The 19410-nt window shown below is 36.4% G+C and carries 17 protein-coding genes and 4 tRNA genes; 13 read left to right on the forward strand and 8 right to left on the reverse strand.

Features of this window, described 5'->3' with window-relative positions; genetic code table 11:
• Nucleotides 1-9: 9 nt before the first annotated feature.
• Complete coding sequence (locus tag AC57AW_RS04325; protein WP_496350937.1) at nucleotides 10-777, forward strand: TrmH family RNA methyltransferase; 768 nt, start codon at nucleotides 10-12, stop codon at nucleotides 775-777.
• 130 nt (nucleotides 778-907) lie between these two features.
• Here the strand turns inward: AC57AW_RS04325 and AC57AW_RS04330 are convergent, their stop codons facing one another.
• Complete coding sequence (locus AC57AW_RS04330) at nucleotides 908-1237, reverse strand: hypothetical protein (protein WP_318847263.1); 330 nt, start codon at nucleotides 1235-1237, stop codon at nucleotides 908-910.
• A 183-nt stretch (nucleotides 1238-1420) separates the two neighbouring features.
• Between AC57AW_RS04330 and AC57AW_RS04335 the strand changes: the two genes are divergently transcribed.
• Both AC57AW_RS04335 and AC57AW_RS04340 read left to right on the forward strand, forming a co-directional pair.
• Nucleotides 1421-2602 (forward strand): hypothetical protein, encoded by a 1182-nt coding sequence (locus AC57AW_RS04335; protein WP_496350938.1) that lies wholly within the window; start codon nucleotides 1421-1423, stop codon nucleotides 2600-2602.
• On the forward strand, nucleotides 2586-3167 hold the full coding sequence (locus AC57AW_RS04340) for a hypothetical protein (protein WP_318847265.1): 582 nt from the start codon (nucleotides 2586-2588) through the stop codon (nucleotides 3165-3167). The genes AC57AW_RS04335 and AC57AW_RS04340 overlap by 17 nt, the downstream gene beginning before the upstream one ends.
• Here AC57AW_RS04340 and AC57AW_RS04345 read toward each other — a convergent pair.
• Both AC57AW_RS04345 and trhO read right to left on the reverse strand, forming a co-directional pair.
• Nucleotides 3116-3691, reverse strand: coding sequence for a 5-formyltetrahydrofolate cyclo-ligase (locus tag AC57AW_RS04345; protein ID WP_496350939.1), 576 nt, complete (start codon nucleotides 3689-3691; stop codon nucleotides 3116-3118). The genes AC57AW_RS04340 and AC57AW_RS04345 overlap by 52 nt on opposite strands.
• 71 nt (nucleotides 3692-3762) lie before the next feature.
• A complete protein-coding gene (trhO, locus tag AC57AW_RS04350) occupies nucleotides 3763-5124 on the reverse strand; it encodes an oxygen-dependent tRNA uridine(34) hydroxylase TrhO (protein WP_496350940.1) in 1362 nt (453 codons plus the stop codon).
• A gap of 362 nt (nucleotides 5125-5486) precedes the next feature.
• Here trhO and AC57AW_RS04355 point away from each other — a divergent pair, with 362 nt between their 5' ends.
• Nucleotides 5487-7022, forward strand: coding sequence for a trypsin-like peptidase domain-containing protein (locus tag AC57AW_RS04355; RefSeq protein ID WP_496350941.1), 1536 nt, complete (start codon nucleotides 5487-5489; stop codon nucleotides 7020-7022).
• A gap of 71 nt (nucleotides 7023-7093) precedes the next feature.
• On the opposite strand, the gene AC57AW_RS04360 is transcribed toward AC57AW_RS04355, so the two are convergent.
• From AC57AW_RS04360 to AC57AW_RS04370, 3 genes are all read right to left on the reverse strand, one after another.
• Nucleotides 7094-7549 (reverse strand): hypothetical protein, encoded by a 456-nt coding sequence (locus AC57AW_RS04360; RefSeq protein ID WP_318847269.1) that lies wholly within the window; start codon nucleotides 7547-7549, stop codon nucleotides 7094-7096.
• Nucleotides 7549-7929 (reverse strand): RidA family protein, encoded by a 381-nt coding sequence (locus AC57AW_RS04365; RefSeq protein ID WP_034694591.1) that lies wholly within the window; start codon nucleotides 7927-7929, stop codon nucleotides 7549-7551. Before AC57AW_RS04365 ends, AC57AW_RS04360 begins: the two co-directional genes overlap by 1 nt.
• Before the next feature lie 133 nt (nucleotides 7930-8062).
• On the reverse strand, nucleotides 8063-10648 hold the full coding sequence (locus tag AC57AW_RS04370; protein WP_496350942.1) for a putative LPS assembly protein LptD: 2586 nt from the start codon (nucleotides 10646-10648) through the stop codon (nucleotides 8063-8065).
• 53 nt (nucleotides 10649-10701) lie between these two features.
• Here AC57AW_RS04370 and AC57AW_RS04375 point away from each other — a divergent pair, with 53 nt between their 5' ends.
• The 9 genes from AC57AW_RS04375 (at nucleotide 10702) to AC57AW_RS04415 (ending at nucleotide 15757) form a co-directional block, all read left to right on the forward strand.
• Complete coding sequence (locus AC57AW_RS04375; protein ID WP_318847271.1) at nucleotides 10702-11988, forward strand: N-acetylmuramoyl-L-alanine amidase family protein; 1287 nt, start codon at nucleotides 10702-10704, stop codon at nucleotides 11986-11988.
• A 59-nt stretch (nucleotides 11989-12047) separates the two neighbouring features.
• Nucleotides 12048-12119, forward strand: a tRNA-Glu gene (locus AC57AW_RS04380).
• 362 nt (nucleotides 12120-12481) lie between these two features.
• Nucleotides 12482-12802 carry a hypothetical protein gene (locus tag AC57AW_RS04385; protein WP_047380487.1) on the forward strand — a complete coding sequence of 107 codons (321 nt, stop codon included), beginning with the start codon at nucleotides 12482-12484 and terminating at the stop codon, nucleotides 12800-12802.
• Between the two features lie 66 nt (nucleotides 12803-12868).
• A complete protein-coding gene (gene rpsT / locus AC57AW_RS04390; RefSeq protein WP_076353226.1) occupies nucleotides 12869-13123 on the forward strand; it encodes a 30S ribosomal protein S20 in 255 nt (84 codons plus the stop codon).
• Between the two features lie 10 nt (nucleotides 13124-13133).
• Nucleotides 13134-13205, forward strand: a tRNA-Glu gene (locus AC57AW_RS04395).
• 84 nt (nucleotides 13206-13289) lie between these two features.
• Nucleotides 13290-13361 (forward strand) — tRNA-Glu (locus tag AC57AW_RS04400).
• Nucleotides 13362-13429: 68 nt separating this feature from the next.
• Nucleotides 13430-13501: transfer RNA gene (locus AC57AW_RS04405), tRNA-Glu, on the forward strand.
• Nucleotides 13502-13982: 481 nt separating this feature from the next.
• Nucleotides 13983-14747 carry a T9SS type A sorting domain-containing protein gene (locus AC57AW_RS04410; protein ID WP_496350943.1) on the forward strand — a complete coding sequence of 255 codons (765 nt, stop codon included), beginning with the start codon at nucleotides 13983-13985 and terminating at the stop codon, nucleotides 14745-14747.
• A gap of 221 nt (nucleotides 14748-14968) precedes the next feature.
• Nucleotides 14969-15757, forward strand: coding sequence for a T9SS type A sorting domain-containing protein (locus AC57AW_RS04415; protein ID WP_318847273.1), 789 nt, complete (start codon nucleotides 14969-14971; stop codon nucleotides 15755-15757).
• A gap of 164 nt (nucleotides 15758-15921) precedes the next feature.
• On the opposite strand, the gene AC57AW_RS04420 is transcribed toward AC57AW_RS04415, so the two are convergent.
• Both AC57AW_RS04420 and AC57AW_RS04425 read right to left on the reverse strand, forming a co-directional pair.
• Nucleotides 15922-18180 (reverse strand): DUF5074 domain-containing protein, encoded by a 2259-nt coding sequence (locus tag AC57AW_RS04420; protein ID WP_496350944.1) that lies wholly within the window; start codon nucleotides 18178-18180, stop codon nucleotides 15922-15924.
• A gap of 28 nt (nucleotides 18181-18208) precedes the next feature.
• On the reverse strand, nucleotides 18209-19402 hold the full coding sequence (locus AC57AW_RS04425) for a cell surface protein (RefSeq protein WP_496350945.1): 1194 nt from the start codon (nucleotides 19400-19402) through the stop codon (nucleotides 18209-18211).
• Nucleotides 19403-19410 lie beyond the last annotated feature (8 nt).

A 19410-nucleotide genomic window follows, 5' to 3' on the forward strand; every position in this document is an offset into this window, starting at 1 on the left:
TTTTGCGGAATGTTGATAGAAAGTTTTCAAAACGAAAAAATAAAAAATGTCACTAAGCTCCTTACTGACAACAGATTTCGTAAAAAATCAAAAGTTTTTGTAGTAGAGGGCCAGCAGGAAAATGAAAGAGCCATGCAGTATGATTTTGAACCGCTGGAATTCTTTGTATGTGAAAATATCTTTAAAGGAATCCTTCCCGAGGGAAAAATCCATTATGTGAGTGAAAAAGTATATGAAAAAATAGCTTACAGAGGAGGTTCCGAAGGAATTATTGGGATCTATCAGGCGAAGGAGACTCTACTTTCATCATTCGCTCCTAAAGAAAATTCTACGGTAATTATTGTTGAAGGAGTAGAAAAACCGGGAAATCTTGGAGCTATTTTAAGAAGTTGCGAAGCATTTGGGGTAGATGCATTGATTGTAGCTGACGGAAAAACTGATTTTTACAACCCTAATGTGATCAGATCCAGTGTAGGTTGTCTTTTTGGTATGGAAGTATATCAGGCTGAAAATGAAGAAACATTGGAATTTTTGCAAAAAAACAGCTTCAATATCTACACTACATTGATGGACGAAAGTGCTGAAGATCTTTATAAGAGAGATTTCAGACAGCGTTCTGCAGTATTATTTGGAACGGAACATTCGGGATTGAGTGATTTCTGGATCGGAAAAGGAAAAAATACGCTGATTCCTATGGCCGGAAGTATTGATTCTTTAAATCTGAGTAATGCAGTAGCTATTACCTGCTATGAATCTTTAAAACAAAAGAAAGGATAAAGGCTATTGATAAATAAGGCTGAACTTTATTTTCAATGAGATTGCTTCGTCTTCGGCTGGTAATGACTAAGCATAAAAAAACCGTTTCACTGGGTGAAACGGTTCTTTTATTGTTAAGCTTATGCTAGAATTATTTCTTAGCAGCATCTTTAGCAGCATCAGCAGCACCTTTAGCAGCATCAGCAGCTCCTTTAGCAGCTTCTCCAGCTCCTTTAGCAGCATCTTTAGCAACTTCAGCACCAGCAGCAGTAGTAGCAGCAGCAGCATCTTTAGTAGCTTCTACAGCAGTAGTTGCAGCAGAATCAACAACTTTAGCAGCAGAGTCAGAAACTACAGCAGCAGAATCAGCTACAGTAGCAGCAGCAGAATCAGTTGTTCCTTCAGTAGAAGTAGCTTCAGTTTTTTTACAAGCAACTAGAGAGATTGCAGCGATAGCAGCTACGAATAATGACTTTTTCATAATAAATTAAATTTAATTTTGTTAATATTGTTTTATAAAATTTTCTTCTGTTCTGTTATTTGAACAAGACAAAGGTATAGCAGTTAGAAAATTTGTTTATGAAAAATAATTGTAATACCTTTGTAAAATAGTTTTACAAAAAAACATAGCTGATAATCAACAATTTAATTATTTTTTGAAAAATTGACAGATTTAGATCTATTACACTTTGAGCAGCTAAAAAAGGATGTTCAGGGCCAATACTTAAAAGAACATACCCCTTCGCAGGATGATATATCCAAGTGGAAGGGTATAGATATTATATATTTTCAGGAAGACCTACGCAAAAAGGCAAAAGGCAACATCAGTGAAAAGTCATTTTACACCTATTTCAAAAGTTCGCCAGTTACGAAATTACCAAGGATAGACATGCTCAATTTATTGAGTATCTATACGGGTTACGACTCATGGTATGAGTTCAAGAAACTGCATCTTTTTGCAGGCGAACTGCTACAGGAAAATGAAAATCTGGAAGAAGAAGAAATCAATGAACTTGAAAAAACAGTTTCTGCAGCTCTTGAACTTCCAAAAACTGAATTCCAACCTAAAAAAGCAGAAAACACGCCCACACAAAACGTTGATTTACAAAAATCAAATACTGAAAATCAACAAGTTAACCAAAATATAAAAACAACGCAGGAAATTGAAATTTCTCCTGTCCCGCCTAAGAAAAATTTTATCAAAAAGAACGCCTGGGCATTGGTTACTTCCGTTTTGATTACAATTACCGGCCTTTTGGGATTTAAAGACGTACTTTTTTCAAAAACCTATAAATATTGTTTCATCGATAAAGACAGAGGAGTTTCTGTAATCAACACTTTAGAAATAATGGTGGTGAAGGAAAATGAGTCTCCATTGATGTATAAAATAAAACCAGGGGAGTGTTTTTACTATTCTACTAAGGATAAAAATTTAAAAATGCGCATCAGTGCTCCTTTCTATGAGCCTCTGGAAGTCAACAGAAACCTTGAGAATGCACCCGAAGAGGAAAAAATAGAGCTAAAGCCGGATGATTATAAGATGGCAGTGTACTATTTCTCGATAAAAGATATCAAAGGAGGAAATCCGGACGAACAGGTTGCTCTCATTAAACAGAAAAGAAATCAGCTGGAAAATTTAATCAGCAGTAATGCCGTGATCTACCAGGTATACGACAATGATACCTACGGGATAGAAAGACTGGATAAGCAGAAATACATCACTCTGGTAACCACTCCAACGACTTCACTGAAAAACCTGAATGTAATAGAAATGAAAAAGGATAACAAAGGTAAGATTGTATCCATCAAATTTAAAATTGCTACCACAAATGAAAATAATAAGTAATTTTTTAATTTTCGCCGTACTTCTGACATTATTTATTGCCTGTAATAATAAAACCTCAGAGGTAAGCGACCTCGACAAACTACGAAATAGCAACAACGAAAAGAGCTATCCAGCAGTACAGATGGACAGCATGCAGGCAATCAACTCCATTACCAAACAGAAAGTTCAGGAACTATTTGACCTGTCTACTCTATACCTATCCGGAAACAGAAACACGGAAATAGACACCGTTATTTATTCACAAATGGAAAGCTACTTTCACAAACCGGATTCTTTGACGTTTAAAAGATTACTGAAAGAGCTGGATAGCATGAAAGTAAAAACAGCAAAGGTGAGCAATCTGAATGTATATAAAGAGTTTTATAAAAAAGACACATTAGACTATGCTAAGTTCAGTGTAGAATATTTTGATAATAAAAACAAGTCGTTGGGAAGCTTTGAAAAGAATGCACAATACATTCTGTTATCTACTTCCAAACTCAAAAAGGAATTTAAATTTTACTTTTTAGATTTTTATTCCAAGCCGCTTAAGAAAGACAGTACTTCTGTAGGAGTAACCAAATAGTCCACGGGAATATCATTTTCCCAGACATCATCCACATATTCATCGGGGTCAAAGTAATTGACTCCGATTTTTTTGGTCTCAACTGATATGTTTTGGAATAATCTATCATAAAAACCTTTCCCATATCCTACTCTATTCCCTTTTCTATCACAGTACAGCAATGGCGTAATCACATATTGAAAGTTATTTTCACCTGAATCCTCATTGGAAACAGGCTCTGAAATTCCCCAGCTGCTGGTTTCAAAAACAGTATCTTCAAAGATTTCAATAGTAATTAGCTTATCACCCACAATTTTAGGAACATAAACGCGGATATTTTGAGATAAAAAATAGTGAATAAAGATTTGGGTATCAATTTCTTTTCTTGCGGGAATCGGGATGAAAACATGTACTTTTTCTCCACCTTTAGGATTGAAATGATGAATGAAATTTTCAAAAATCTTCTCAGATAACAAGAAAGCCTCATCTGGAGACAAGGCTTTTCTTTTTTGGGTATATTTTTTTCTAAGCTCAGCTTTTAGCATAATTATTAAGTTATTTTAACTGAAATAATTTTTACCGGACAAGCTTTTGCAGCTTTATCGCTTGTTCCTGATTATGCGTTTTGCACAATTCTATACAGTTTATCAGATGAACGAACTCGGAATGGAAGTTCAAAAGTAACCTGATCTCCTGGTTTTGCAGTTTCGCAAGGACCGCCATCTACATACATTTCAGTAACCTCCACTTCCTGTTCTCCGGTTGTAGGCCCTGAAATTAATATTTTATCTCCTACTGACAGATCCTTAAGTTCAATTAAGAACTGTGCAATTTTCGATTTTGAATAATAATGTTCTGCTTTACCAATCAATTCTTTTTTGACAGCAATTTTTTGGCGGATATTTTTTGTTTCAGCTTTTGCTAATGGTGCATCTGGTAAATCTCCTGAGTTTTTGAATTTCAAGGCGTCAGATTTTCCTTTTCTGAACACTTTATTTCCTACCTGTAGTCCTTTTCTTAATTTCACCTGCTCATCCCAAGACAAATGTATAGTGTCCAAACATTCTGTAGAACAACAGTTTTCCATTGCTGCCTTACATTCATCACATTGGATAAATAATAAATGGCAGGCATCATTAGCACAGTTGGTATGGTTATCACATGGCTTTCCACACTGGTGGCATTGTGAAATAATGTCGTCTGTAATTCTCTCTCCTAAACGGTGGTCAAATACGAAGTTTTTACCAATAAACTTACTTTCTATTCCTTCTTCTTTAATCTGGCGGGTGTATTCAATGATTCCGCCTTCCAATTGGTAAACATTTTTGAACCCCTGATGTTTGAAGTAAGCACTGGCTTTTTCGCAACGGATTCCTCCGGTACAGTACATCAAAAGGTTTTTATCTTCTTTAAAGTCCTGTAACTGTTCGTTGATAATCGGTAAACTTTCTCTGAAATTTTCCACATCCGGAGTAATTGCCCCTTCAAAGTGACCTACTTCACTTTCGTAGTGATTTCTGAAATCTACTACTATGGTATTGGGATCATCAAGTAGATTATTGAATTCCTGAGCTTTTAAGTGAATTCCTTTATTGGTAACATCAAAAGTTTCGTCATTCAAACCATCAGCAACAATTTTATTTCTAACCTTAATTGTCAATTTTAAAAAAGAATAGTTATCCTGATCAACAGCGACATTCAAACGGATTCCTTTCATGAAGTCATACACTTCCAGCGTATTTCGGAAAGCCTCAAACTGATCCGCAGGAACACTCATCTGAGCATTGATTCCTTCTTTTGCTACATAAATACGGCCAAGTGCATCCAGTGCATTCCAGGCTATAAATAATTCGTCGCGAAATTTTTTAGGGTCTTCAATTTTGGCATACGCATAGAAAGACAAAGTAAGACGGTCTTTACCGGCTTCATCAATAAGTTGAGCTCTTTCTTCTGCGCTTAAGGTGTTATACAGTTGCATGCTATAAACGTTTTAAGTGAGAATAAAATTTTTGCAAAGATAATCATTTTTGAATTAAGTATCTTTATGACACAAATCACAGATTATGAATGAGGAGTGACCAACAGTGAATAATTGACAATAAATAATACCAAACAGGGTATACTTTATGCTTACAAACTGACATATTTTCTTTAATTTTTTTTTAAGTTTTGTTAACTCTGACATTAACAATTATGACATAAGGCATAAAATGATATAATAGCCGTTAAATTTTAGTTAAAATTGAAACATAGCATACTAATTGCTTACTTATTTAACATTAAATTTGTTTACTCAAAAACATAAAAAAGAAATTAATTAATAAACAAGAAAGATATACAATGAAGAGTACTTTAAAAAAACTATTACCATTTGCAGTAGTAGGAGTAATTTCCGGAGCTACTACCGTTGGAGCCATACAATATTTAGGACACAACTCCAACAATGGAGATCAATCTTACTTCACAGCATCAGCACCTAATACCTCATTCGCAGGAATGAATACGGGAGCAGTAGGTGACGATTTTGTGAAAGCAGCCAAAACCACCGTTCCGGCTGTAGTTACCATTAAAAATTACCAAAGCAGAACAGCAAGCAGAGCTTCTGAGCAGGATTTATTTGACTTTTTCTTCGGAGATCCTTTCGGTGGAAGAGGCCAGGGCCAGCAGAGACAGAAACAGCAACAGGCTCCTGACAACATGCCATCGGGAATGGGTTCAGGTGTCATCATCTCTCCGGACGGTTACATTATTTCCAATAACCACGTGGTAGCAGGTGCTAATAAACTGGAAGTAGTATTGAGCAACAAAAAATCATATATCGCTACTTTGGTAGGAACAGACCCTAATACAGACATCTCTCTATTAAAGATTGAAGAAAAAGGTCTTCCTTATTTAAATTTTGCAAATTCTGACAATATCGACGTAGGACAATGGGTACTTGCGGTAGGAAATCCATTGGGATTAAACTCTACGGTAACAGCAGGTATTGTTTCAGCTAAAGGAAGAGGTATCGGAATCTTAGGAGGCCAGGGAAAAGCAACTAATCCTATTGAAAGCTTTATCCAGACGGATGCTGCGATCAACCCAGGAAACTCGGGAGGAGCTTTGGTGAATACTAATGGGGAACTTATCGGAATCAACTCTGCAATCCAGTCTACTACAGGATATTATCAGGGATATGGATTTGCTGTTCCTTCTAACTTAGCCAGAAAAATTGTTGAGGATATCAAGAAATTCGGAATTGTACAGAGAGGATTCTTAGGAGTACAATCTTTAGATCTTTCGAATGATCAATTGGTAACTTCATACAACAAACAGTTCAAAACGAGTCTGAAAATAGGTTCTGGAATTTATATTACAGGATTCGGCGAAAACAGCGGTGCTGAAGATGCAGGATTGAAAAAAGGAGATATTATTACTAAAGTAGATAACTACGATATTACAGATTTTGCTGATCTTTCTATGTCAATCGGAAGCAAGCGTCCAGGTGATAAAGTTCAGGTAACGTATTCTAGAAATGGTAAAGACGGAACTGCTACTGTAACGCTTAGAGACCAGAAAGGAGGTACTTCTACAAGAACTAAAGCTGATCTTAGTGTAACTGAAAAAATAGGAGCTGAATTTGACCCGCTTACAGAGCGTTTCAAAACAGAATATGGACTAAACAGTGGTGTTGTTGCCAAAAGCGTATCTGAAGGCAGCGAAATGGCTAAAATAGGAATCGTAGATAACTATATCATTATTGAAATAAACGGCAAGCCTGTGAATTCTCAGAAAGACGTAGAAAAGATCCTGGATAAATACCAGGGAAATGTACAGGTGAAATTTGTAGATGACTACGGAAGAATTTATACAAAAGGATTCAAAATGCCTTAATCAGAAAACAAAATTAGTTTTTCATATCAACAAAAAACGCTGCAGAGATCTGCAGCGTTTTTTTTTATTATTTATTTAGGCTTATTCATTTTTTCAGCAATTCTTTTCTGTTTGTTCCGCTCATAAATAATTTCTACAATCTTACCTCCAATCCAGGAAAACGGAAAGAATGTAAGGAAAATAGAGATCTTATAAAATGTAGGGTGATAAGGAAATATAATCACATCCAACATCGCAATAAAGAGCATAATAAAACCGATCAGAATAGCATAAGCTACTTTAGCATATTTAACGATGATGGCTGTTGCAACGCCCCCAATAGTAGTTCCCAATCCGGAAATAAACAATAGGAAGCCGAAAAACGCCTGATCATCTTTCATACTGAAAAGAAACCTCTGCCAGTGCTCAAACGGAGCAAAAGCATCAAAAGTTATCCATTGCGGAAAAACCCTTATACCAAGAGTAATAATAAGCCCTGCAATACCAAGACCTACCAGAACCGCAATTGTATTTCTTATAAAATTCATTAATCCTGATGTGCGATCATAGAAATTTCGATATCCACATTTTTAGGCAGGCAAGAAACCTGTACTGTTTCACGGGCAGGATAGCTTTCTGAATCTAAGTAAGATGCATAGATATCATTCATTACAGCAAAATCATCCATACTCTTAAGGAAGATAGTTGCTTTTACAACGTTTTTGAAAGTCATTCCAGCTTCAGTAAGAATTGCTTCAAGGTTTTTCATTACCTGGTGCGTTTCTTTTTCAATTCCTTCTACCAATTTACCAGTTGCAGGATCTACAGGAATCTGTCCGGAGATATACAAAACTCCGTTTGCCATATTAGCTTGTGAATAAGGACCGATAGCTGCAGGTGCATTAACTGTGTTGATTATTTGTTTCATAGCGGATATTTATTTTTTTCTAAGGTCATATGCCATCACTTTTGTCAGTAAGAAAATTTCTTCAGCAGTGATTTCATTAGAATTTATTTTGGTTGCAAATATAAAATTTATATTATCAAATGCCAATCTGATATTAGAAAGGTGCATTAGGCTGGGTAAAGCTTCTGTCTTTGTACTTCAATGCATCACTTAAGATATTGGCTTTGATCCCGATAAAGAAGTCATACACTTTATACTGTCCGAAAGGAACCCAGTTGAAATTGATCGTAAAACTTCGCTGATCTCTTGAAAAACCAATTCTTGTATACGCCAATTCTTTAGTCACCATATCATAATGCGTACTTCCCGTGATATTCCAGAAAGGAGTCAGCTTCAGGCTTCCATCTAATCCTATGGAAGCAATCTTGTTAGCAAATTTGCTCAATCCTTTTGAGTAGGCATAGTTCGCGCTGATATTTAAAGTCCATGCCTGGTCAAAATGGGCATAATGATCATCATCAAAATAATAATTTTCATTTCGGACCTCTCCTTTTGAGGAGTATTTCTTAGCATAATCTGTTTTCTCTCCAAAAATTTCGCTGCTTAACGGATAAGACAGCTGAACATTGAATCCCTGTACACTGAAGTGTCCGAACTGTTCTGTTCTTACTCCCGAATCCTGACCGGAAGAGAAATCGATTTTATAAGGTTCCAGTGCAAGACTGGTATTTACCGTAAGTTTATTATTAAAGAAAGAAGATTGTCCGTTGATTGAGAACACAGACCAAGGGTGATCCTTAGCAGCGAAGTTGTAGCTTCCTGAAAGATTCAAAGATTCAAATATCTTGATTTTTTTCACTCCTGTAGAATCGCTCTTAGATTTTACTTTCATCTCGATATTGTTACCAATATTGAAACCTAAAGCTCCCTGCATACCACTTGACGGGCTTCCTATGATTCCTTTTTCAAAAATAGAATAAGGAGTAAGCGCTCCGGTTGCATTGTAGTAATTTTTATAATATCCGAAATTAGGACTTGAAAAATCCGGAGAATAGGTAAAGCTGACACTTGGTGTCATCATATGTCTTACTGCTTCTACTGCAGATCCTTTTTTAAATTTCATCATTCCGAAAAGTGTGGTCTGAAGACTGGCTGAAGTAGAGAATGTAGAATATCCTGTAAAGTTCTTATTGATCTCGTCTACTGTTACGTTCTTTACCGGATCATAGAATCTGTTCAGTGTTTTTGTCGTCAATGCATTGTCGATATTCGCACTTAAACTGAAAGTAAAATATTTTGCCACTGTGGTATTGGTAGCCAATGCGATATTATTTTTAAGACCCGTCTGCATTTTGTCCCACATTTCTTTTTTAAACAGTTCGTTTTCCTGAGTATTAACGAAATTGGTAAGATTGAAACCTGTATTCACTGTAATATTTTCAAGAAGTCCCTGTCTTATTCCTGTTCTTGATTTAAACAGATAAAACTGGTTAATCGCTACGTTCATCTGTGGAAGACGAAGGTCTGCCAATCCTGTTGCAAAGTTCTGTGAATATGAAGCCGTTCCTGTAATTGTTGCCGGAAGTTTCAGAAATCTTTTGGTAAGAGTTACCGTAGAGTTCTGCTGGGTATTCAATACATTCTGGTTGAAAATATAGTTGTTATTAAGCGGATTATTGTAAAACTTCGTACTTACGATATCCACAGAAGCACTGAATGTAAGGAAAGGATTCGCTTTAGAATCCTGGGAATGTGTCCAGTTGATTCTATAGGTACTGTTTTTTGTATAATCATCCAGCCCTTTAATACCTCTTACCATGGTTCCGATATCCGCCGTAAAGTTTCCGGAGTAACGGTATTTCTTCTGATAATTTACTTGAGGGCGTAAGTTCCAGCTTCCTTTGGTATAGATATCAGCAAGAACTTTAACGTCAAAGTGTTCTCCAATTGGCTGGTAATATCCTATACCGTTAAGGAAAAACCCTACATCTTCCCTTTCTCCGAAACTTGGAATCAGAATACCGGCCGCTCTTTTATCTGAAAACGGTAAAATAGCAAATGGAAGGTAAAGAGGAGTCGGAACCTGCTCTATAAACATCTGGATAGGTCCTGTAACGATCTGAGATTTGCTTTTGGTTTTAATTAGCTTAATATTATAAGCTCTCATAAAATAATCCGCAGCTGTATCTTTTTTCTTAATGAAATAATCATCCGTTGTATAATCCGCTTTTCTCATCGCGAATACGGAGTCATTATATTTTTTGGTCTTCTGCGCTATAATTACCCCTTCACTTTCTTCTGTTCTCGCATTGAAAGCAATAGCCTGTTTGGTTTTTGTGTTATAGCTGAATTCATTGGTTTCGTACTTTTTCCCGGCCTGCGTGGTAATTACGGGCTCAATAATTTTTCCTAAAGAATCCTGTTTTCCTCTGGCATAGATCAGATTTTTATTATCATCAATTGAAATATAGTCTGCATCAATCTGCATATCCTGGTACTTCACCTGAGCATTTTTGTTCAGAAAAGTCATCTTTTTAGGGATGTCTCTTCTCTGATCATCAGCTTTTGTGCGAAGAACATCATCTAAAGTTTCTTTTTTTACAACTATGGTATCCTTTTTGGAAATAGTATCATTAACCGCATTTTTAGGCAATTTTTCAGGAGTTTTCTGTGCTAAAAAATTGTTAAAAATTAGGATAATTAAAATTTGTAATATATTTTTGAGGACGGTTTTGGCCAATTTTATTATATATAATTAAGGCCCAAAATTAATATAATTTTTATAACTGTAAGATGCACAAACAAAATTTTAAAATAATTTTATCATTTCTCCTTATCCTTACGAGCAACTTTATTTTCTCTCAGAAGAAGTTTACTATCGTTCTGGATGCTGGACACGGAGGAAGTGATCATGGGGCCAACAGGACCTATTCCGACATTGGAAGAGTGGCGGAAAAAGACATTACACTTGCCATTACGTTAAAAGTAGGCGCAATGTTAGAGAAAAACAGAGATTTCAAAGTCATATATACCCGTAAGATTGACGAATATCCTTCTCTATCTGACAGAACCAACCTGGCCAACAGGAGTAAAGCAGATCTTTTTGTATCCATTCACTGTAATTCTTCCCAAAGACCTACAGCATATGGTACAGAAACCTATGTACAGGGACCTAACCAGAATAATGAAAACCTTGAGGTAGCCAAAAGGGAAAATGATGTGATCTTCCTGGATGAAAAAGATAAACAGACCTTCGGTTCTTACAATCCTGATTCTCCGGAGTCATTAATTGCCTTAAAACTTCAGCAGAACAAATATCTGGAATCAAGTCTTCTTTTGGGAGGATTGGTAGAAGACAACTTTGTGAATAAAGACAAACGTTCTTCAAGAGGTGTTTTCCAGAAGAACCTTCACGTTCTCCGTATGAATGCCATGCCATCTGTACTGATAGAAACAGGTTTCATCAACCATCCGGAAGAAAGCCACTACATTGCTTCAGACAAAGGACAGACTGAGATTTCAGAAAGTATCTATAACGCAATCATAGATTACAAAAAAGCGGTTGACAGAAAATCCGGAGGTTCTATTGCGATCAAAAAGCCAGAACCGGAAAAACCAGCTGAAACTCCTCTGAAAAATGATTTCAGAATTCTATTGATGAGTTCGCCTACGAAATACAATGAAAATGATCCTGCTCTGAAAGGATTGAATTACATTCTTACTCTTAAGGAAAACGGACAATACAAGTATTACTATGCTGTAACGAATATGGCTTCCGTAAAAGACATTAATCTTAAAACAGCTAAGGATGCAGGCTTTAGAAATGCTTTTGCCGTTGGATTTATGCCTAATCAAAGGATTAATATGGGGTATTACACCATAGAAGTATACTCCGGAGATAAGCTGAACGGTAATTCTTATATCCTTCAGAATCTGAAAGACGTAGAAAGAGAGAAAGACAATGGCGTTTTTTATTATACCTATGGAAAAGTATACACGTTGGAAGATGCGGCAAAGCTTCAAAAAGAACTTGAGGCTAAAGGTGTCAAAAACACGGTGATACAAAAAGTCTATAAATAATTAAAAAAAATAATTTTGAAGTTAAAAAGTTAATGATTACTTTTGCAACCTCAAAATTTGGCCTATTCGTCTAGTGGTCAGGACTCAAGATTTTCATTCTTGCAACAGGGGTTCGATTCCCCTATAGGCTACAACCTACAAACCTTTAACAGATCTGTTAAAGGTTTTTTTTATGAGTTAAGTTTGCGTTCAAAATCAGCTTAGATATTTAAAAAAAATGCTGTACAAGGTAAACATCTTACGGATTTCCATAGTGAACCTGAGAAAATCATTAAAAATTACAACATCCTAACAACCTGAAATTAATATCATTATAATATAGAGCCTTTACTTTTGTTGTAAAAATTCATTCCATTTACGTTATATGTCACAAAAGCATTATATTTGCAAAAATTTTAGTCATAGTTGGTCACCCGGATATGGCAACACTGATGAAAAATATTATTGATAAATCATTGTCTGTAGTTTTCTACAGGCTACCAAATTTTATATCATGCCGGATTTAAAAATACAAGAAGCAAAATTGCTTTTTAAGAAAATCCACTCTAACCCAAAAAGTTACGATTTACAAATCAATGAAGACGGGATTACAGGCAGAGATGATAAAATCAGTTTCAGACTTTACAGGACTGGAGAGAGGGTTGCTTTTGAAGTAACAATTGATGGACTCACTTTCACCAACACCACTGGAGAATGGAATAATGCATTGATCATGCTGGGAAATACGATCAAAAAATTAGAAAAAGAACAAGAAAATTTAAAAATAGAACAAGCAATAAATAAACTAAGAAAGTACCTTTCAGAAGAAAATTAAAATTTTTGAAAATAAATTTGGTAGTTTTAAAAAAAGTTTATAGTTTTGCACTCACATTTAAACGATATGGCAAATCATAAATCAGCACTAAAAAGAATCAGACAAAACGAAACTAGAAGACTTCGTAACAGATATTACCACAAGACTGCTAGAACAGCTTTAAAGACTTTAAGAAATGAAGAGAACAAAGCTGCTGCTACAGAACAACTGCCAAAAGTTATCGCTTTATTGGATAAATTAGCTAAGAAAAATATTATCCACAAGAACAAAGCGGCTAACTTGAAAAGCAAATTGACAAAGCACGTTAATAAATTAGCGTAAAAATATAGCTGGCCCGTTCGTCTATCGGTTAGGACCTCAGATTTTCATTCTGGTAAGAGGGGTTCGATTCCCCTACGGGCTACTTAAATCTTATAAAACCACTGATAAAACAGTGGTTTTATAAAGACAAAGTAGGAAAGCTATTTTTTACACAATCAATCTAACCGGCCCGTTCGTCTATCGGTTAGGACCTCAGATTTTCATTCTGGTAAGAGGGGTTCGATTCCCCTACGGGCTACAAGATTAAGAGTTGATACTTATAAAAACAAAAAAACTAACACATTACTTCGGTAGTGGAAGATAGAGGGCCCGTTCGTCTATCGGTTAGGACCTCAGATTTTCATTCTGGTAAGAGGGGTTCGATTCCCCTACGGGCTACAAAAGGACTTTTTCGAAAGTCCTTTTTTCGTTTCTATGTATGAACATTCAGACAATTTTTATCTGCAGTATCTTTATTCATTTGATCACTGCATTATCTGAATTACCACACTCCCCTTCCATTTTGGGAATTATTCATTGAATTATACCTGACAATACCAACAGAAAAATCCTCTTAGTTTTCCTTCTATCTATTATACAATCCAAATTGAATCAATAGGGATCAATCTCAAAGCTTGGGAAGGAATAAAGGTTTCAATTCATTTGAATAGAAAAAATGATTTCATAAATTTCATTGAGCCCTATACAAACAATACTCCGTTTCCCAACTTTTACGTTTGATCTATCAATAGTCCACGCCCCCTTATAACAGGAGAATATTAAATTTCATTAAAAATATCACCAATAATGGAAATATTATTTTTTACCTGACTATTAATCCTTAAATTTGACTAAAACTATTCACACTAAAATAAATAACATGAAAATTAATTTACTTATGGGAAACTTTAAGGCCGGATTAATGGCTTTATTTCTATTTTCAGCCAGCACATTATCTTTTGCACAAAACAGAATTTACGCACACGCTCAAAGCTCAGGTGTATTTGGAGTCGCATGCCTGGGATGCCGTATAGACAATCCTTTAAATGCAGTTGGGTACAACGAAGATGACTATTCAACAATGGTATTGGGAACAGCTTTGTTAGGAGGAATTCAACAAACACTTATCTTTCCTGACCTAAGATCAGATACAAGACTGGTCGTAGGAATCGGAACAGACAACATTCCATTATCTGTACAGTTATTAAGCGGAGTAACTCTTGAAACCATGAATGGAGGAACTTCTAATGAAGACCGCAGAACGATAGACGTAAGTCTTCTTAAACTGGGAGCTATTCCAAACAGAGGAACAGTAGAATTCAAGCCAGCAAAACCTTATGATGGAATAAGGATCGGTTTGACAGGAGGTGTATTAAGTCTTGGAGGCGGATTCAGAATTTATTATGCTTACCAGGATCCATTGATCAGCATTATGGCTCACAGCCAAAACGGCCAGGTTACTCTTGCAGGAAATGTTCCAGTAGAAGGTTCAGAGGTTATATTGTTCAATACTTCCGGAAAAGAAGTATTCCGCTCTACATTAAAATCAAACACTTTTGAACCCAGACAGTCTGAGGGTATTTATATAATGAATGTACAAACTAAAGAAGGAAAAACATATTCCAGAAAAATTTTAATTAAGTAATTAAATAAGCGATACAATAATGCGGCAGACTTTTAAGCTGCCGTATTTTTTTTGCATTCAGGCTCAGAGAAATACAATAAACAAAGTATTAATAAAAACAAATTCATAATTATAAATATCAACAAATTATTAACAAATCACATAAATATGAAATAAAATAAGCAACATAATTATTTTATTTATAAATTTACAAAAAACTAAAACCCAAAATTTTTCTACATATGAAAACTTATTTATTACTTGGCCAACGCACAATGAAAGCTGCAGTTTTGGCATCATTCTTATTTTTAACAAGCACAACGTCTTTTGCACAGATTGTAAAAACCTATGCAAGCAGCCAAACCAATCAGGTATTGGGAGTATGCTTGGGCTGCGGAGTATTGAATCCTCAAAATGCAGTAGGAAGTAACGAAACTGACTACTCTACGATCCAGGTTTCAGTAGGTCTTTTGGCAAGAACGGAACAGACATTGATCTTCCCAACTACCAACATCGCCAACAACACCAATAAGCTTGTCATTGGAATTGGTTCAAACGGCACTCCACTATCTGCTCAGATATTGGGAGGTGTATCCATTGAGACATTCAATGGAGAGGTTTCCAACAACGATCGTCAAAGCCTTACTACCAGTCTGCTCAACCTTGGAGCTGGCGACCCAAGCAAAGGTGAGATTGAGCTTACCATGAACATTCCTTTTGACCGTATCAAAATCAATGTGAACTCAGGATTATTGAATATTGGCGGTGAGCTTAGAGTATATTATGGATATCAGTATAAAGATCCGTTCATCAATTTCATGGCTCACAGTCAGAATGGACAGTTTACTCTTGACAAAAATATTTCGGCGCCAGGTTCCGAGGTTAGTCTTACCAATACTTCAGGAAAAGAGGTATTTCGTTCTAAGCTGACGTCTAATACATTTGAAACAAAGCAGCCACAAGGAGTATATATTATGAATCTTACTACAAAAGAAGGAAAAACATACTCTAAAAAGGTGATCATCAAATAAGGAAGATCCATTACAGATCAAACTCGGCAAGCTTTTCAAGCTTGCCGAGTTTTTTATAGGAATAATGTATTCCCATTCTTCATAATAAATCTGTCACTTCATTAAAAAACCCCGACCAAGACTGGTCAGGGTTATATTAACAAGATTTACTATCTAAAATAGTATTAGTTTTTAATTACTTTTTGCTGGTATACAGCTTTATCTGTCACAGCTTTCAGAATATAAATACCTTTTGGAAGAGCACTTACATTGATCTGTCCGTTGTTCAGCTGTGCATTAACCACTCTGCCTGAAGCATCATACATAGAAACAGTCTGGATTTTCTCCTGAGTTTTAAGAATAAGAATATCGGTAACCGGATTCGGATAAATACCGAATTCAAGCTTCTTCACCTCAGCAGCTGCCAAAGTAGCGCCTAAACTATTTACACTCACTGTTTTTTCTACAAGCTTACCATTTGAGTTAAAGCTGATCACAATATCAGAAGTTCCTGAAACAAGCGGAATCAGCACCAATTCATCATTATCGTTAATCACTGCAGAAACTGCTGTAGGATTACTGTTTGATTTGATAGACTTCACTACAGATACCGCCATATTATCAGCATCAGAAACGATTGTTTTCAGATCAATTGCAGTAGTACTTCCGGCTGTAAGCTGTGAAGGTAAAGTATTGCTTACCACAGGAACTGAATTATTGGTAAATACCGTCAGTGATGGGAACCAATAGTAATCATTCAACGTTTTTGTATTGATAAGAGTTCCGGTCATATTATAAGTATGAATCCAGTTTTTCTGATAGTGTGCACCATATCCGCTTTCTGTTGTATTCAGAACAAGTTCACCCGTAATAGGATTTACACGAAGAGCCGCCCCGTAAGGGATTTGCTTAAACTGTCCTGTTTGTCCCGGAATGGCAGCAAAGTTTTCGTTAAATGTTTTAGCGGTTACATCAAATCTTACAATCTGCGTTCCTGAACTCCAGCTGCTGATTGAATTGATCCAGTATAAAGCATTTTCTTTATTACTTGCTGTAAATCTACCTGCATGCCATGCTCCCCAGTCTCCCATATATTTGGTCGTAGGAATATTATAAACCTGTGTTGCAAAAGTAGTAGGATTGATGTTGATCAGCTTCTGATCCTGAATTCCCCATACACTTCCGTCTTTAGCCTGAACTACTGAGTAAAAACCTCCAGCTATCGTACTGATCACGGTATCTGTAGCAGGATTAATAACCAAAATTCCTGCTCCTTGCTTCACTGCAAACACATATTGTGAAGTACGGATCATATTTCCGATCTGTCCGTTACCTCCTGTTCCGGCAATCAGAGAACCTACCTGCAGATTGTCAATATTGAAAAGAACAATTCCGGTAGAAGTACCAATGTAGCCTTTATGTTCATTTACTCCTACAAATGATCTTCCGTCTCCGCCACCGATTGTATTAAAACCGGCAATTTTCTGCATGGTCTGCGCATTGGCAACTACAAGTCTTCCGCCTGGAGTATATTGAGTATCTCCTCCATCGGCAGCCTGTTTTGATATGAAATAGAATTTATCTCCATAGATTGTTCCGTATTGTGTAGTCGCTCCGAAAGCCTGGTTATTGTTTGCGTTGCTGTACACACGGTAATTGATCTGACCGTTATTGTCAATAAAATTAACAGAACCATTGGTGTGACCAAACCATTCTTCGTTCACCATGAAATATCCGTTCGTAAAGTTATTGGAAGCGACATACGGTGATACAGGAGTGATGGTAGAAGAGACAGGTGTTTGATTAAATCCTACATTGAAATTCCAGACATCCCATGAACCGTTTTCCAATACACGTGAAGAAGCTCCAACGCTAGAATATCCAAAATCAGCATCTGCAGGGTTCTTTACCCAATAAGACCAATATCCGTTCACAGTCCATCCGGACTGCCAGTGATCATTAGCCGCATCTACGATGGTATAGCTGTCAAAATCATAAGCTGTTGTATTAACAAAACCATTCACCGGATATAACGGATAAGTGGTATTTCCACTTTTGATCAGTGCATTGGTCCCTTGGCCGTTCAGGTCAAAACCTATCCCTCCTACTGCTGATCCAAATTGTGTTCCCTGATACAGCAATGTATATAATCTGTGGTCTGCTTTAGCAATCGCTTTCAGCATGTCTTCTCCTGTGGCATTTCCGTCCCATTTGAATCCCCAAACCATCGCATCAGGGTTTTTGCTGTCGTTCCACTGTACTACAAAAGCAGCCTGGTTCGCTCCGGATCCTACCCAATACTGAATATCAGAAAAACTGATCGTAGTGGTATTAAGATTGCTGATCCCTGAAATATCATTTCGGGGTACACCTTGAACTTTTATCTGTGCATTCGATACGCATGCAAACAGAAAAAGCATCATAAAAAGATAAAACTTTTTCATTCTTTATTAATTTAAATAGATTGTAATATTATTTGAAATGTAAATCGTAAGCTCCTGCCACTTCTGTAGAAACTTCACCCAGCCAGCCGGCTTCCTGATTGACTCCTGTATATATTTTCATGAAATCTACCCCAGGAAGTTTTACATATTTTCCGCTTCTGTCTACGGCCCAGGAAATATCAATATTGGAAGCTTCATCATTATTCGGAGCATTATCAGCATATCCGAAATCATATGACTTTCCTACCCAATAAGATCCGTCCCCGTTCTGATCGTAAAAATTGTTCGCCAGTCTTGTTCCCGAAAAACCGTAAGAACTATCTGTAAACCATAAAGGATAATAGCTCTGTGCATGGAAAGTATTTTTTGTTTTAAAACCCTGATTCCCCAGATTGTCATTCCATTTGATATATTCTACATCGGTCTGCCAAAACTCAGTTCCGGCTACAGGGGTTTTATTTTCATCAGGCTTATGATACGTTATACTGTACTCTTTTACCGTTGTATTTTTAAAATATTCACTGCCTGCAATTTCGTACCACTCATCATTATCAGGTTTTCCGTTTTTGTTTCTGTCGTAGGCCACCATAATAATTCCCGGTTCACAAGATCCTGAACGCTGATCACTGGCATCATTTCCAAAGAATGCATTTCCAAGCACTTTAAAATCTCTTCCATTCAGGTTCGGAACAGTATGGTCAAAACCAAAAACCACATATCCACCATATCCTCCCAGACTGATCATACTGGAATTGCCTCCCACCAACGACTCGTTTGCTTTTTGAAGCATATTTGCTGCGGTATTTCCGGGTAAATATTCAGGAATTTCATTCATAAACTGTCCTACGGCAGGACGGAATTCCAATACTTTGGCGATATATTTACTGTAGGGCGTTTTTTCTTTGGTAACGATGATTTTAGAATGATATACCTGCTCGTTCCCTTTATTATTAATTTTTAAAGTCAGAGGATAAGCATCCGCCGTTGGGCGGATAAATTCAAGTTCTGAATTTTGAGAGATAATAGAATCATTGATACTCCATGTTACGGATCCTGACGCATTGGTTGGGATACTCAAAACCTTAAAACGCTCAATGGAATAAGAATCATCAAGACCATTAAAGGTAAACTCATCTTCATCATCATGTTTACAGGCTATCACACCTACCAGGAAACATGATAATACTCCGATTTTCAAATAAGTAAAGGTATTTCGTTTCATTTCTTAAA

Source organism: Chryseobacterium sp. BGA-UO-ETr-SB22, assembly GCF_059567885.1.